The 14,363-nt window shown below is 55.1% G+C and carries 14 protein-coding genes; 7 read left to right on the plus strand and 7 right to left on the minus strand.

Annotated elements, in window-relative coordinates:
* Positions 1-93: 93 nt before the first annotated feature.
* From WH279_RS17885 to WH279_RS17905, 5 genes are all read left to right on the plus strand, one after another.
* Entirely contained in the window at positions 94-918 is an 825-nt protein-coding gene (locus WH279_RS17885) for a DUF72 domain-containing protein (RefSeq protein WP_339457900.1), read from the plus strand.
* A gap of 86 nt (positions 919-1,004) precedes the next feature.
* Positions 1,005-1,400: an MAPEG family protein gene (locus WH279_RS17890; RefSeq protein WP_200642381.1), complete on the plus strand. Its 396-nt coding sequence runs from the start codon at positions 1,005-1,007 to the stop codon at positions 1,398-1,400.
* Positions 1,401-1,483: 83 nt separating this feature from the next.
* Positions 1,484-2,224 carry a carboxy-S-adenosyl-L-methionine synthase CmoA gene (gene cmoA / locus WH279_RS17895; RefSeq protein WP_133841776.1) on the plus strand — a complete coding sequence of 247 codons (741 nt, stop codon included), beginning with the start codon at positions 1,484-1,486 and terminating at the stop codon, positions 2,222-2,224.
* On the plus strand, positions 2,221-3,189 hold the full coding sequence (gene cmoB / locus WH279_RS17900; RefSeq protein WP_339458768.1) for a tRNA 5-methoxyuridine(34)/uridine 5-oxyacetic acid(34) synthase CmoB: 969 nt from the start codon (positions 2,221-2,223) through the stop codon (positions 3,187-3,189). The genes cmoA and cmoB overlap by 4 nt, the downstream gene beginning before the upstream one ends.
* A gap of 211 nt (positions 3,190-3,400) precedes the next feature.
* Entirely contained in the window at positions 3,401-4,498 is a 1,098-nt protein-coding gene (locus tag WH279_RS17905; protein WP_339457901.1) for a glycerol dehydrogenase, read from the plus strand.
* Positions 4,499-4,553: 55 nt separating this feature from the next.
* On the opposite strand, the gene WH279_RS17910 is transcribed toward WH279_RS17905, so the two are convergent.
* The 3 genes from WH279_RS17910 to cutC all read right to left on the minus strand — a co-directional run bounded on the left by WH279_RS17910 (position 4,554) and on the right by cutC (position 6,339).
* Positions 4,554-4,766: a hypothetical protein gene (locus tag WH279_RS17910; RefSeq protein ID WP_339457902.1), complete on the minus strand. Its 213-nt coding sequence runs from the start codon at positions 4,764-4,766 to the stop codon at positions 4,554-4,556.
* Between the two features lie 3 nt (positions 4,767-4,769).
* Positions 4,770-5,390: a hypothetical protein gene (locus WH279_RS17915; protein ID WP_339457903.1), complete on the minus strand. Its 621-nt coding sequence runs from the start codon at positions 5,388-5,390 to the stop codon at positions 4,770-4,772.
* Between the two features lie 193 nt (positions 5,391-5,583).
* A complete protein-coding gene (gene cutC / locus WH279_RS17920) occupies positions 5,584-6,339 on the minus strand; it encodes a copper homeostasis protein CutC (protein ID WP_200642379.1) in 756 nt (251 codons plus the stop codon).
* Between the two features lie 99 nt (positions 6,340-6,438).
* Between cutC and WH279_RS17925 the strand changes: the two genes are divergently transcribed.
* Positions 6,439-7,584 (plus strand): MalY/PatB family protein, encoded by a 1,146-nt coding sequence (locus tag WH279_RS17925; RefSeq protein ID WP_339457904.1) that lies wholly within the window; start codon positions 6,439-6,441, stop codon positions 7,582-7,584.
* Positions 7,585-7,586: 2 nt separating this feature from the next.
* Here the strand turns inward: WH279_RS17925 and WH279_RS17930 are convergent, their stop codons facing one another.
* Positions 7,587-8,153 carry a VOC family protein gene (locus WH279_RS17930; RefSeq protein WP_339457905.1) on the minus strand — a complete coding sequence of 189 codons (567 nt, stop codon included), beginning with the start codon at positions 8,151-8,153 and terminating at the stop codon, positions 7,587-7,589.
* Positions 8,154-8,815: 662 nt separating this feature from the next.
* Here WH279_RS17930 and argS point away from each other — a divergent pair.
* The gene (argS, locus tag WH279_RS17935) at positions 8,816-10,546 is read left to right on the plus strand and encodes an arginine--tRNA ligase (protein ID WP_339457906.1); all 1,731 of its coding nucleotides are present in this window, start codon (positions 8,816-8,818) and stop codon (positions 10,544-10,546) included.
* Between the two features lie 149 nt (positions 10,547-10,695).
* Here argS and flhE read toward each other — a convergent pair whose 3' ends face one another.
* The 3 genes from flhE to flhB are packed head-to-tail and all read right to left on the minus strand — an operon-like array spanning position 10,696 to position 14,322.
* Positions 10,696-11,088: a flagellar protein FlhE gene (gene flhE / locus WH279_RS17940; RefSeq protein ID WP_339457907.1), complete on the minus strand. Its 393-nt coding sequence runs from the start codon at positions 11,086-11,088 to the stop codon at positions 10,696-10,698.
* A complete protein-coding gene (flhA, locus tag WH279_RS17945; protein WP_200642374.1) occupies positions 11,088-13,178 on the minus strand; it encodes a flagellar biosynthesis protein FlhA in 2,091 nt (696 codons plus the stop codon). The genes flhE and flhA overlap by 1 nt, the downstream gene beginning before the upstream one ends.
* The gene (gene flhB, locus WH279_RS17950; protein WP_200642373.1) at positions 13,171-14,322 is read right to left on the minus strand and encodes a flagellar biosynthesis protein FlhB; all 1,152 of its coding nucleotides are present in this window, start codon (positions 14,320-14,322) and stop codon (positions 13,171-13,173) included. Before flhB ends, flhA begins: the two co-directional genes overlap by 8 nt.
* Between the last annotated feature and the right edge of the window lie 41 nt (positions 14,323-14,363).

Genomic DNA, 14,363 nt, shown 5'->3' on the forward strand with positions numbered 1-14,363 from the left:
GGAGGGAACCGGTCTTTCTCCTCACTGCCTGCCTTGCACTCCCCTGTCTCCACACGGTAAAGTCGCCCGCAACTGACTGAATGTGGATAAACGATGAAGCCGTTGTATCTTGGCCTGCCACAGTGGCAGCACCCGCAATGGAAAAAACTGGGGATGACCACCCTGGAAGATTATGCCCGTCACTTTAACTGTGTCGAAGGCAATACCACGCTATATGCGCTGCCACGTCCGGAAGTGGTACAGCGCTGGCGGACAATGACGCACGATGACTTCCGTTTCTGTTTTAAATTTCCGGCGACCATCAGCCATCAGGCCGCGCTGCGCCAGTGCGGCGATCTCAGTGCAGAGTTTTTCGATCTGCTCGCTCCGCTGGCCGATCGTATCGGGCAGTTCTGGTTACAGCTTCCCGCGGCTTTTTCGCCGGCTGACCTGCCTGCTCTCTGGCAGTTTCTTGATAGCCTGCCCGCTGAATTCCGTTACGGTGTGGAAGTGCGGCATCCTGAGTTTTTTGCCAAAGGTGAGGCCGAGCAGGCGCTGAATCGCGGACTGCATCAGCGCTGCGTCAACCGGGTGATTCTGGATACCCGCGGCGTGCACAGTGCCCATCCTTCAACGGCAGCGATTATTGAAGCGCAACGCAAGAAACCTAAACTCCCGGTCCATGCGGTGATGACCGCAGACGCCCCGATGATCCGTTTTATCGGCGGCGACAACGTCGAGGCTAACCTGCGCTGGTTCAACGCCTGGCGGGACCGGTTACCGCAGTGGTGCGAAACGGCCCAGCCGTGGCTGTTTATACATACCCCGGATGTGGGTTTTGCGCCTGATTTGGTGCGTGCGCTGTGGCCCGGATTACAGCAGGTGCTCCCGCATATCGGTGATGCCCCTGAATGGCCGCAGCAGGAGACGTTATTCTGAACCGGTTTATGCTGCTGCCTGGCGACAGTGCCAGCATTGTTCGATACCCTACTCAATAAGATAATGATTACATCATGGAGTGAGTCATGGTCAGTGCGCTTTACGTGGTCCTTGGTACGCTTTTTATCCTTAAGTTTTTACTCGACGTGGTGCGCTTACGCCGTCAGTACCGGGTCTCGATCGGTGATGGTGGGGTGTCTGATTTACAGCTGGCCATTCGCATCCACGGTAATGCGGTCGAAAATATCCCCATCGCACTCTTTCTGCTGGTGATGATGGAGATGAACGGTGCTGATATCTGGATGTTGCATCTGCTCGGGCTGTTTTTCTTCTTCGGCCGTCTGATGCATGCGTATGGTTTACGCAGCCGCACCGTGCTGTGGCGCCGTAACGGCATGATCCTGACGCTGCTTTCGCTCTTCGGCATGGTCGTTGTCAATCTGCTGTTCCTGCCCTGGGACCTGGTTCTCGGCACTTCCTGACCCTCAGCTGGCAGAAAAGGTGCAGCCCGCCGCGCTTTCTGCCAGAATATGCCCTTTCCGTTAGCTTCCCCGGACTTACCACTATGTCTAACCGCGATACGCTGTTCTCCGCGCCAATTGCCAAGCTGGGCGACTGGACGTTTGATGAGCGCGTGGCTGAAGTCTTCCCCGACATGATTCAGCGTTCTGTGCCCGGCTATTCCAACATTATTTCCATGATTGGCATGTTAGCCGAGCGCTTTGTCCAGCCCGACTCCCGGGTCTACGATCTCGGCTGTTCGCTGGGCGCGGCCACGCTGTCAGTGCGCCGCAATATTACTGCCGCTGGTTGCAAGATTATTGCCGTTGATAACTCACCCGCCATGGTTGAGCGCTGCCGCCGCCACATTGACGCCTTCCGTGCCGATACGCCGGTTGAGGTGATTGAAGCGGACATCCGCCAGATCCCGATTGAGAATGCCTCCCTGGTGGTACTGAACTTCACGTTACAGTTTCTGGCACCGGAAGAGCGTCAGCAGTTGCTGAATACTATTTATCAGGGACTGAAACCCGGCGGTGCGCTGGTGCTGTCTGAAAAGTTCAGCTTTGCTGACTCTGACGTGGGTGAACTACTGTTCAACATGCATCACGACTTTAAACGTGCGAACGGTTACAGCGAACTGGAGATCAGCCAGAAGCGCAGCATGCTGGAAAATGTCATGCTGACCGACAGCGTGGAAACCCATAAACAGCGTCTGCACAATGCCGGTTTCCAGCATGCAGAACTGTGGTTCCAGTGTTTTAACTTTGGCTCTCTGGTGGCCTTAAAAGCAGGTCATCCCTGATGGATTTCGGAAATTTTTATCAACTGATTGCCAAAAGCCCGCTGTCTCACTGGCTGGAAACCCTGCCTGCGCAGATCGCGGCCTGGCAACGCGAGTCACTGCACGGTCACTTTAAAAACTGGGACCGTTCCGTTGAACACCTGCCCGCACTGACCCCGGAAACGCTGGATTTACTGCACAGCGTCACCGCCGATAGCAGCCATCTTTCCGCACGCCAGCGTGACGGCATTGAAAAACTGCTGCGTAATCTGATGCCATGGCGTAAAGGGCCGTTCTCACTGTACGGCGTGACTATCGATACAGAATGGCGTTCTGACTGGAAGTGGGAGCGAGTGCTGCCGCATATCTCCTCACTGGCCGGACGTACGGTGCTGGATGTCGGTTGTGGCAGCGGCTACCACATGTGGCGCATGCTGGGCGCGGGTGCCAACCTCGTGGTCGGCATCGACCCGATGCAACTGTTCCTCTGCCAGTTTGAAGCCGTGCGTAAACTGCTGGGCAACGATCAGCGTGCGCACCTGCTGCCGCTGGGCATCGAGCAACTGCCTGAGCTGAAGGCGTTCAACACCGTATTTTCAATGGGCGTGCTGTATCATCGCCGCTCCCCGCTCGACCACCTTTTCCAGTTGAAAAATCAGCTGGTCAGCGGCGGCGAACTGGTGCTGGAAACCCTGGTGGTCGAAGGTGATGACCTGCAGGTGCTGGTGCCGGGTGAACGCTATGCGCAGATGCGTAACGTTTACTTCATCCCGTCAACCGGGGCGCTGAAAAACTGGCTGGAGAAGTGTGGATTTGTTGACGTCCGTATTGCTGATTACTCGGTCACCAGCACGGATGAACAGCGTCGTACCAGCTGGATGACCAGCGAGTCCCTGGCCGAGTTCCTCGACCCGAACGATCCGACGAAAACGGTCGAAGGCTATCCTGCCCCCCTGCGTGCCGTGCTGGTGGCGACCAAGCCATAAGTCGAACAGGGTTGGCCGCCGGCTGGCCCTGTATTCCCCCTGTGTTATTCCCCAGCGCCTTCCTGCGCTTAACGTGCGGAACAAAATCCTGATCTCTGTCATTGAGAATGATAATTCTTCTTAAATCACTCTTTTTGATCAAATAGCCTAATACTTACGGGTTAGTGTGGGATCCGTTGTGCGTTAAATTCACCTGAAAGGAGTATCTGGTATGAGTAAATTTGTTTTTTCATCACCACGGAAATACATTCAGGGCGCGGGTCAGCTAGCCCACCTGGGCGAGCATCTGGCCGAACTGGGCAGCAATGCGTTCCTCGTTGCTGACAAGATTGTCTGGGGGCTGATCGGAAAAGACGTTAAAGCCTCCCTGATCGCGAACAAGGTCGAATTCCACTACGAAGAGTTTAACGGTGAAGCCTCCAGCAATGAGATCACCCGCCTGGCTAAACTGGCGAAAGCCAACGGAACAAGTATTGTGGTCGGCCTCGGTGGCGGTAAAACCCTGGACACGGTAAAAGCGGTTGCCGATGAGTTGAAACACCCCGTTGCCGTCGTGCCCACTATCGCCTCTACCGATGCCCCCTGCAGCGCGCTATCAGTGATTTACTCTGATACCGGCGTGTTCGAAAGCTACCGTTTCTACAGTAAAAACCCGGATCTGGTGCTGGTGGATACGCAGGTCTGCGTGCGTGCGCCGGTGCGTCTGTTTGCCTCCGGTATTGCGGATGGCCTGGCGACCTATGTTGAAGCGCAGGCGGTGAAACGTTCACACAGCAAATCGATGGTCAACGGTGACCCAACCATTGCCGGGATGGCGATTGCCGAAGCCTGTGAAAAAACACTCCTTACCTGGGGGCTGAGTGCCTATCAGGCCGTGGAAAAACAGCTGGTGACGCCAGCGGTGGAAGCCGTGGTGGAAGCCAATACGCTGCTTTCAGGGCTGGGGTTCGAAAACGCCGGTCTGGCCGGTGCCCACGCTATTCACAACGGTTTTACCGCGATTGAGGGCGATATTCATCATCTGACGCACGGTGAAAAAGTGGCTTATGGAACCCTGACCCAGATGGTACTGGAGCAGCGGCCTGATGAGGAGATCGCACGCTACGTGCGTTTCTACCGCGCCATCAAGATGCCGACCACGCTGAAAGAGTTGCATCTGGACAAGGTGAGTTGGGAGGATCTGGTTAAAATTGGCGCGCTGGCCAACAACGAAGGGGACACGTTGAAAAACCTGAACCCGGGCCTGAGCGCAGAGGATGTGGCGAACGCCATTCTGGCCGTAGATGCCTTTAGTCTGTCAGTGAAATAACCATTGTATGATGTAGGCCGATCCGGGCGATCGGCCTTTTACTTTCTGTCGCTGTTTATTCCCAATATTCGTAGCGGTAAGCCGCCGTAATATTGCGCCGGATAATCCCGGTGGGAAACACGTCCATTTCACGCGTATAACTCAACGTACAGTTCCCCTGCTCATCCCACAGCTGGCACTCCTCCAGCGTCGTCATGCTGCTCATCGCGTTATCCGAGCGGCTGCTCAGACGTAGCTCACGCTGATCCCGGTCGTATTCCAGCGTCATTTTTTATCGCTCAGAGTCTGAGGCCACCAGCAGGTTCTGTTTGTTCCAGCGGTAGGTGAATTTACCGTTACTGTTGCTATCCGACCCCCGCGCCACGCTGCTAATCAGCCGCGACTGACGATCAAAATGGTGGGTGGTTTCCGTGAAGCCTTTTTCACCATTCAGGACAAAGGTATCCGATGAGCTGATGATATTACCGCGGCTTCCCTTCTGATAATGTGTGGTGCCTCGTTTCTCATTGATCACCACCGGCTGGCCACGACCTAATTCAGCCACGGTCATTTCATAGCTTGAAAGCCAGCCATCCCTGACATGTTCAATACTCTGCACCAGTGAGATCTGGAGCTTGCCTTCCTGTTTATCGAAGCGCAAATCGGCACGTTTCAGCGTTCCGCAGCGATCAAACTCGCCAATCATGCGTTTTTGCTGATTAACGTCCTTACCAAATTCGCCGAGAACAAACTGTTTAATCGGGCCTCTGGCCATTCCCCCCAGCATCACAATGCTGTTATTGCTGGCCACCTGCTGAAAGCCCGGCGCACAGTCTTTTGCCGCCTGCGCAGCCGGGGTGAGCAAAAAGGCCAGCGTCATCATCAGCGTACAACCCGTAAACGGAATCTTCATCACAGCTCTTATGGCAGATTAAGGCGATGACTCAGTGTAGTTTTTTTTGGGTACAACACGCATTACAAACCCGCACCTGGAGCAAAAAAAACCCCAACAAAAGGCGCTGGGGTCTGGTACTTGCAAACATCACGTCAGAGAACGGCGTGCTGCGCGGCAAAATCGGCACGTTACCCGTCAGGCGGCAACGGGTCTAGGCAACGTGAAGCGGCGCGCCGAGGGACATCACGCTTTTCATTGCGGCCACCACATCACCATCAACGCAGGTGCGGGTAAATTCGTCATTTTCTGCATCGGAACACATAGAAACACCGGCTTTACGGTAGCGCATTGATGAAGCGATACGCTGGCTGGCAGAGCTGTGCAACTCAAGCAGGCCAGCATCAATAAACTTTTGCACATTGCTCAGGCGCACACCCGCGCCTGCCATCACTTTTAGCCCCTTCGCCATGCGGGTCAGCTCTCTTAACAGGGGTAAACCGCTTTCTGCGCTCTGCTGCTGACCGGAAGTAAGAATGCGCGCCACGCCTAAATCGGTGAGTTGCTTGAGTGCTATTACCGGGCTGTGGCACAAATCGAAGGCGCGATGAAAAGTCACTTCCATCCCCTGGCACAGCTGCATGACGTAGCGCATGCGCGGCAGATCAATATGCCCGTCCACATCCAGCAACCCGATCACCAGCCCCGGAAACCCCTGCTCCCGGATAAACGCAATATCTGACTTCATCTGCTCAAATTCGATATCGCTGTAACAAAAATCTCCCCCCCTGGGACGCACAATCGGATGGACCGGGATCGCGACACGACGACGAGCTGACATCAATGTCCCCGCCGATGGTGTTAATCCCCCTTCCGTTGGCGCAGCACATAACTCCACACGATCGGCTCCCGCTCGTTCTGCCGTCACGGCACATTCCACTCCGTAGCAGCATATTTCCAGTTTTCGCATCCCATCCTCCGGTTATCACTGCTGTCTGGTTGTTTATTTTCATGCCGATGATTAGTCTGATCGGCATTACTGGTATTTATCTTAACGGGAATCATCAGCATGGCATTCAATTTTGACCAACGGATAGACCGCCGTCACAGCGATAGCTTGAAATGGCAAAAATATGGTGATCGGGATATCCTTCCGTTGTGGATCGCAGACACGGATTTTCGCGTAGCTGATTGTATTACTGAAGCATTGCAGACTCGCATCTCACATGGCATCTTCGGTTATGGCGTTCCACCGCAGGCCTTTATTGAGGTGGTCATTGAGCGCATGAACTCACGTTTCGGCTGGAAAATTCAACCCGAGTGGCTGGTTTTTTTACCGGGTGTCGTTACCGGGCTTAATCTGTGCGTACGTGCTTTTACCGAGGCGCATCAGGGCACCATTGCGCCAATACCGATTTATCCTCCTTTCCGCCTGGCAGCAAAGCTGGCCGGACGCACGCAGGTCAGCGCCCCGTTACAGCTTCAGGACCAGCGCTGGGTGCTGGATCTGGATGCTCTGGAGCCTGAGCTTAAGGGCAACGAAAAACTGCTGCTGCTGTGTAACCCGCAGAATCCGGGTGGTACCGTCTATCGCCGTGAGGAACTGGAAGCACAGCTGCGCTTTGCCCAGCGACATGACCTGATAGTGTGCTCTGATGAAATTCACTGCGACCTGCTGCTGGAGCCGGGCGTTGAACATATCCCGTTTGCCAGCCTGAGCGAAGATGCCGCCCAGCGATCCATTACCCTGCTGTCTCCATCGAAAAGCTTCAACATTGCCGGCCTGGGAGCGTCTGTGGCGATCATTCCTGATCGTGAACTCCGTGACCGTTTTAACCGGGAACGCAAAGGCATGGTGCCGGATGTCGATGTCCTGTCCTATGTCGCCGCGACGGCCGCCTGGCAGGACGGACAACCCTGGCTGGATGCGCAGGTGGAATACCTGCGCAGCAACCGTGACGCACTAACGCAGCACGTAAATGCGCTACCGGGACTGAGCATGGTGGCACCAGAGGGCAGCTATCTGGGCTGGATTGATGCCAGCAAACTGAAGGTTGCCAGCCCGGCCCTGTTTTTTGAAAAACACGGGCTGGGCTTTTCACCGGGGCGTGACTTTGGTGATGATAAGTTTATCCGTTTCAACTTTGGCTGCCAGCGTGCGATGTTAGACGAAGCCTTGCGCCGCATGACGCTGGCGCTGGCTATCGGCCACTAGGTTTAGCGCGCCACTTCACTGGCGACGATCTCTTTCAGGCTCCACGGATGGAACTTGATGGTCACCTGCCCGTCCGTCACCGCCAGCGTTGGATTAGGCAGGCGTTCGCCGTCCCCTTTTGGCGCACTGCTTTTAATTGAAATACCCTGCTGTGTCAGGCCTTCGTCACCCATCAACGCCAGAGCACGTGCGCCGAGCGTCTCTTCGTCGCCGCGCAGAACCACTTCGACATGTTCCCAGCCTTCATGGCGATAAAGCCGCTGCCCTGGCCAGGGGAGCTCAACCACGCTGATCTTCCACGGACCCACTTCCAGCGCTGTGGCCAGTTCAAACAGCGCAACGGGACGTCCGGCAATCTCTTTTTCCGAAAACAGTGAACCGCAACGCAGAAACCCCTGTTTCCAACGCGCTGCAGTGGTGTTCTGATGACATCTGACCGCGATGTGGTCAACCTCCAGAACATCAAGATCAAGACCTAATCGTTGTGCCAGTTGGTAAAGGGATTGTAAAAAACGGGGTAAATCATTAGCCAAATCGCTTAATTCTTCTGCATTGTTTATGGATAACATCTCAAAACCCTTCATTTACAGTAAATACTCTTATCAATTACGCCTGAAGCGTTTCATTTTACAGACCAGATAATGGAATAGAAATTTATCATTTAATCGGAATTATTCATATAAATTGCCCGCTTAGAAAACATTTCATCCAGCATCTGGTGGTTCAGTACCAGCGATTTTTTTAGAAAATGGCCTTTAACTTTATGTTTTAGTTTAGTTAAATTTATACAATGCGACAATTCCTAAATCACCGGGGGTGCATTGTAGGCTATTCTGCTTTCTTATAGATTTGTCCCGACCATCAACACAAGGAAAAGCTAAATGCTTATGTTATTACTTGTCGCCCTGCTGATCGCGATGATGGGATTGGCGATTGTACGCCACTGGAAGGTACGGAACGGAAAAACGACGGTGGCAAGTCCCCACCGCCCGCACCGTCGCCGCTAATTTGACTTTCCGTGGAAGACAGCCTCACAGCACTGTTTTCCCGCGCGCAAAACACAAGTTATCCAGGGGCTCAGGTTCCTGGATAACTTGCTCCTAAATGCAGTATACTTTTCCCCTTCTTTTTTAGGCGCTGCCACCCTGGGTGAATGTCCCCCGGAATGCCGCGGCGTCGAGACCATGGCCTGCACCTCTGCGTGTGGGTTTTAAAAAATTAAGGTAACTCGGTGAATATTCAGGCCCTTCTCTCAGAAAAAGTCAGTCAGGCGATGATCGCAGTGGGCGCACCCGCAGATTGCGAGCCTCAGGTGCGTCAGTCGGCAAAAGTGCAGTTTGGTGATTATCAGGCCAACGGCATGATGGCCGTGGCCAAAAGCCTGGGTATGCCACCACGACAACTGGCCGAAAAAGTGCTGGAGCAGCTGGATCTCACGGGGATTGCCAAAAAAGTTGAGATCGCCGGGCCGGGCTTTATCAATATCTTCCTGGCACCTGAATGGCTGTCCGCACAGATCGACAGCGTGCTGGCCGCCCCGAAACTGGGTGTGGCCGCCGTTGAACCACAGACCGTGGTAGTTGACTACTCTGCACCGAACGTGGCGAAAGAGATGCATGTGGGTCACGTGCGCTCCACCATCATCGGGGATGCGGCAGTACGTACGCTGGAGTTCCTCGGCCATAATGTGATCCGTGCCAACCACGTTGGCGACTGGGGCACCCAGTTCGGTATGCTGATTGCGTTCCTTGAGAAGCAGCAGAATGAGAACCACGAAGAGATCGCGCTGGCAGACCTGGAAGTTTTCTACCGTGAAGCCAAACGCACCTACGACGAAGACCCGGCCTTTGCCGAGCGCGCACGCAGTTATGTCGTTAAGCTGCAAGGCGGTGACGAATACTGCCGTAAGATGTGGAAGCGGCTGGTCGACATCACCATGGCACAGAATCAGCTGATTTATGACCGCATGAACGTCACCCTGACGCGTGACGATGTGATGGGTGAAAGCCTGTATAACGATATGCTGCCAGGCATCGTTGCTGACCTGAAAGCCAAAGGTCTGGCGGTAGAGAGCGAAGGCGCCACCGTTGTGTTCCTTGATGAGTATAAAAACAAGGAAGGCGAACCGATGGGCGTGATCATCCAGAAAAAGGATGGCGGCTATCTTTACACCACGACGGATATTGCCTGTGCGAAATATCGCTACGAGACGCTGAAAGCGGACCGCGTGCTGTATTACATCGATTCACGTCAGCATCAGCACCTGATGCAGGCCTGGACTATCGTGCGCAAAGCGGGCTACGTACCAGCGTCCCTGCCACTGGAGCACCACATGTTCGGCATGATGCTGGGTAAAGACGGTAAGCCGTTTAAAACCCGTGCCGGTGGCACCATCAAACTGTCTGATCTGCTGGATGAAGCCATTGAACGTGCGACAGCACTGGTTGCCGGTAAAAACCCCGATATGCCTGCCGATGAGCTGAAAGCACTGGCCAACATCGTTGGTATCGGTGCCGTCAAGTACGCCGATCTGTCGAAAAGCCGTACCACCGACTACATCTTCGACTGGGACAACATGCTGGCGTTTGAAGGTAACACCGCACCGTATATGCAGTATGCCTATACGCGTGTGCTGTCCGTCTTCCGTAAAGCGGGTATCGACGAACACGGTATCTCTGGGGCAACTGCGATCGTTGAAGATCGTGAAGCCGCCCTGGCAGTCCGCCTGTTGCAGTTTGAAGAAACCATTACTCAGGTTGCGCGTGACGGGATGCCACACGTGATGTGTGCGTATCTTTACGATCTGGCAGGTCTGTTCTCAGGCTTCTACGAACACTGCCCTATCCTGACCGCCGACGATGACGCAACAAAACAGAGCCGTCTGCGTCTGGCGCTGTTAACGGCGAAAACCCTGAAGCAGGGTCTGGATACGCTGGGGATTGAAACCGTAGAGCGGATGTAAGTCTTTTCGGGCGAGGCGTGCCTCACCCCAACGTAAACCGGTGAACCTTTCGGGCGAGGCGTGCCTCGCCTCTACGGGGATCGGTGGAGCCTGGCCCCGACATAAATCCTCGTAGGGGTCGGGCATGCCCGACCCTTTTGTTTTGGTGATTACTGGTAATTCACCATCACTTCATTACTCAGAACATGCAGCACCGGAAACACCCGCCCTTTACCTTCTACCTGATAAATAAAGCGTAATGTCTCTCCGGCGGCCACATTGGTCAGACCCTGAGTACTGCCGCTGCCCCCTTCCACAGGCACGCAACGACTTTCTGAACACAGACGAACCTGCAGCCCGGCGGGTGCGGGAGCCGTGAGCGTATAGCGCCATACCACCGTACTCATGACGCCGGTCACCGGTTCTGGTGGCGTGAGCGGGCGTGATGACGCCTGCACTCCACGATTAGAGAGTGACGGACCTGTGGCGCTGGCATGCCAGCCGCCCTCAGCCGCCATCGACAGGCCGGGCAACGTCAGCAGCAACCACAGCATCACTTTCATCAATGGCCACCAATTGTTGACGTCATACGAATATTACGGTTGTCCGTCAGTTCCATATTGGAAATCACCATCAGCTGCGGCAGCGAACGACGCAGGAAGCGCGCCAGCAGTGCACGCAGCGGATGGTTCACCAGCAGCACCGGCGGTGCACCCAACCCTTCCTGATGCTGCAATGCCGTCTGCGCCTGCGCCAGCAGACGGTCAGCCAGACCCGGCTCCAGACCGCCACCGCCCTGCAATGCCTGCAACAGCAGACGTTCCAGCGTGGTATCCAGCCCGATAACCTGCACTTCGCCATTGCCCGGGAACCATTGCTGCGTAATGGCACGCCCTAACGCCACACGGACCACTGAGGTCAGCTCCTGCGGATCGGTCTGCACCGCCGCATGCTCCGCCAGCGTCTCAATAATCGTCCGCATATCGCGGATAGAAACACGTTCAGCCAGCAGGTTCTGCAACACTTTATGCAGGGTGGTCAAGGTAATCACGCCTGGGATCAGGTCTTCGGTCAGCTTCGGCATCTCCTGGGTCACGCGATCCAGCAACTGCTGCGCTTCCTGGCGACCGAACAGCTCACTGGCGTACTGACCAATCAGATGGTTAAGGTGGGTGGCCACCACAGTACTGGCTTCCACCACGGTGAAGCCCTGGATTTGCGCCTGCTCTTTGAGCGCACTGTCAATCCAGATCGCTTCCAGCCCGAAGGCCGGGTCAACGGTCACTTCACCTGGCAACGAACCCGCTGCCGTGCCCGGGTTGATCGCCATCCAGCGGCCCGGATAAGCATCACCACTGCCAATCTCTACCCCTTTCATCAGAATACGGTAGCGGGCCGGGGTCAGATCCATGTTGTCACGAATATGTACCACTGGCGGCAGGAAGCCCATTTCCTGGGCAAATTTCTTACGGATACTGCGGATGCGGCCGAGCAACTCGCCATCCTGTGCGCTGTCCACCATTGGGATCAGGCGATAGCCCACTTCCATCCCCAGTGAATCTTCCAGCTGCACATCGCCCCAGGTGGCTTCGACGCTGGCCGCACTTTCCGGCTGTTTGGTCATGGACATCTGCGGCGCCGCAGCGCTTTTCGGCTTCAACTCTTTACCGCGTATCCACCAGGCCAGGCCCAGCAGTGCAGCAGTAAACAGCAGGAACACCAGATTTGGCATACCCGGCACCAGGCCCAGCAGGCCGAGAACGCCGGCACTCAGCATCATCACGCGCGGGTTATTAAACAGTTGGCTAACCATCTGCTCGCCGACGTCCTGATCGGTGCCAACGCGGGTCACAATCACACCCGCCGCGGTGGAGATCACCAGCGCCGGAATCTGAGCAACCAGACCGTCACCGATGGTGAGCAGCGTATAGGTTTCGGCTGCATGACCGGCATCCATACCGTGCTGGAGAATCCCCACCAGCAGGCCGCCGATCACGTTGATAATCATGATCATGATACCGGCGACGGCATCACCACGAACAAACTTACTGGCACCGTCCATTGACCCGTAGAAGTCGGCTTCCTGGGTCACATCAGAACGGCGTTTCTTCGCTTCCTCTTCACCAATCAGCCCGGCATTCAGGTCGGCATCGATCGCCATCTGTTTACCCGGCATCCCGTCGAGAACAAAGCGCGCGCCCACTTCCGCAATACGCCCGGCACCCTTGGTGATAACCATAAAGTTGATAATCACGAGGATGACAAACACCACGATACCGATGGCGAAGTTACCACCGACGAGGAAGTGGCCAAAGGCTTCAACAACCTGACCCGCAGCAGCCGCACCGGTATGGCCGTCCATCAAAATAACACGCGTCGAGGCCACGTTCAGAGCCAGGCGTAGTAATGTAGAGAACAGCAGAATGGTCGGGAAGGCGGCGAAATCCAGCGTGCGCTGGGTAAACATCGCCACCAACAGCACCATAATCGACAGGGCAATGTTAAAGGTAAACAACAGATCGAGGATAAACGGTGGTAACGGCAGCACCATCATCGACAGGATCAGCAAGATCAGTATCGGTCCGGCAAGGACTTTCCACTGTGTATCTTTCAAGTTGCCCGGTAAGCGCAGTTTAGCGGCCAGATTAGCCATCAGATTTTTGTTCTCCAGCAAAGTCCAGCGCGTCCGGCACTGGCAATTTAACAGGTCTCTTCGGGATCAGCCCCCCTTCCACTTTCCAGCGGCGGAGTTGCCAGACCCAGGCCAGCACTTCAGCAACCGCTGCGTACAATGTCCCGGGAATATGCTGACCAATTTCACTGTGGCGATAGAGCGCACGTGCCAGCGGTGGCGCTTCCAGAATCGGGATGCGGTGCTCTTTCCCCATTTCACGGATACGCAGGGCAATCTCCCCTGCGCCTTTTGCCAGCACTTTCGGTGCACTCATTTTTTTCTCGTCATACTGCAACGCGACCGCATAATGGGTCGGGTTGGTCACAATCACGTCAGCCTTCGGAACATCAGACATCATGCGGCGGCGTGCGGCGGCGCGCATTTGCTGGCGGATACGCCCTTTAACATGCGGGTCACCCTCCTGCTGCTTATGTTCGTCCGTAATATCCTGACGCGACATGCGTAAATTTTTAAAATAGCTGTAGAGCTGGAAGAAGACGTCAAAGCCCACCATCGGCGACAACCCCAGCACGATGAGGATGCTGCACATGGCAATCATATTCAGCGAGCCCGCCAGGGCTGTCACGGGTGATTCGCTGATCAAATGCAGCATCTCCGCCCAGTGGTTATGGATATATATCCAGGCGACCACGCCAACCAGCACCGCTTTCAGCACGGCTTTCAACAGTTCAGCGGCTGACTGGGCAGAAATCATCTTTCCCAGCCCTTTAATCGGGTTCATTTTGCCGACATCAAACTTGATGGCTTTACCGCTGATCACCAGACCACCCAGCAACATCGGTGCTGCAATCGCCATCACCACCAGACCAAACATCATGGGCAGAATAGCCATCACCGCCTGCATCAGCAGATCGCTTATCTGACGCAGCATCTGACTGGTATCACTGACTACGGAATGATTGAAGACCAACCCATCCGCGACCAGTGCACCCAGCTTGCGTCCCATCCATTCCCCACCCGCCCATAAAATACTCAGGCCGGTCACCAGCATCAAAATAGACGTCAGTTCGCGCGAACGCGGGATTTGCCCTTCTTCTCGTGCTTTTTCAAGTCGATGGGCCGTGGGGGACTCTGTTTTTTCCTCATCGCTATCCTGAGACACGGTAGCAAACCTTCAATACGGAATGACTGAGGGTAGAATGC

Source organism: Erwinia sp. MYb375 (genome assembly GCF_037479175.1).
Lineage (GTDB): Bacteria > Pseudomonadota > Gammaproteobacteria > Enterobacterales > Enterobacteriaceae > Erwinia > Erwinia rhapontici.

Coding starts and splice junctions, on each gene's coding strand:
- WH279_RS17885 (WP_339457900.1), top strand. CDS start 94: ATGAAGCCGTTGTATCTTGGCCTGCCACAGTGGCAGCACCCGCAATGG.
- WH279_RS17890 (WP_200642381.1), top strand. CDS start 1,005: ATGGTCAGTGCGCTTTACGTGGTCCTTGGTACGCTTTTTATCCTTAAG.
- cmoA (WP_133841776.1), top strand. CDS start 1,484: ATGTCTAACCGCGATACGCTGTTCTCCGCGCCAATTGCCAAGCTGGGC.
- WH279_RS17905 (WP_339457901.1), top strand. CDS start 3,401: ATGAGTAAATTTGTTTTTTCATCACCACGGAAATACATTCAGGGCGCG.
- WH279_RS17910 (WP_339457902.1), bottom strand. CDS start 4,766: ATGACGCTGGAATACGACCGGGATCAGCGTGAGCTACGTCTGAGCAGC.
- WH279_RS17915 (WP_339457903.1), bottom strand. CDS start 5,390: ATGAAGATTCCGTTTACGGGTTGTACGCTGATGATGACGCTGGCCTTT.
- cutC (WP_200642379.1), bottom strand. CDS start 6,339: ATGCGAAAACTGGAAATATGCTGCTACGGAGTGGAATGTGCCGTGACG.
- WH279_RS17925 (WP_339457904.1), top strand. CDS start 6,439: ATGGCATTCAATTTTGACCAACGGATAGACCGCCGTCACAGCGATAGC.
- WH279_RS17930 (WP_339457905.1), bottom strand. CDS start 8,153: ATGTTATCCATAAACAATGCAGAAGAATTAAGCGATTTGGCTAATGAT.
- flhE (WP_339457907.1), bottom strand. CDS start 11,088: ATGAAAGTGATGCTGTGGTTGCTGCTGACGTTGCCCGGCCTGTCGATG.
- flhA (WP_200642374.1), bottom strand. CDS start 13,178: ATGGCTAATCTGGCCGCTAAACTGCGCTTACCGGGCAACTTGAAAGAT.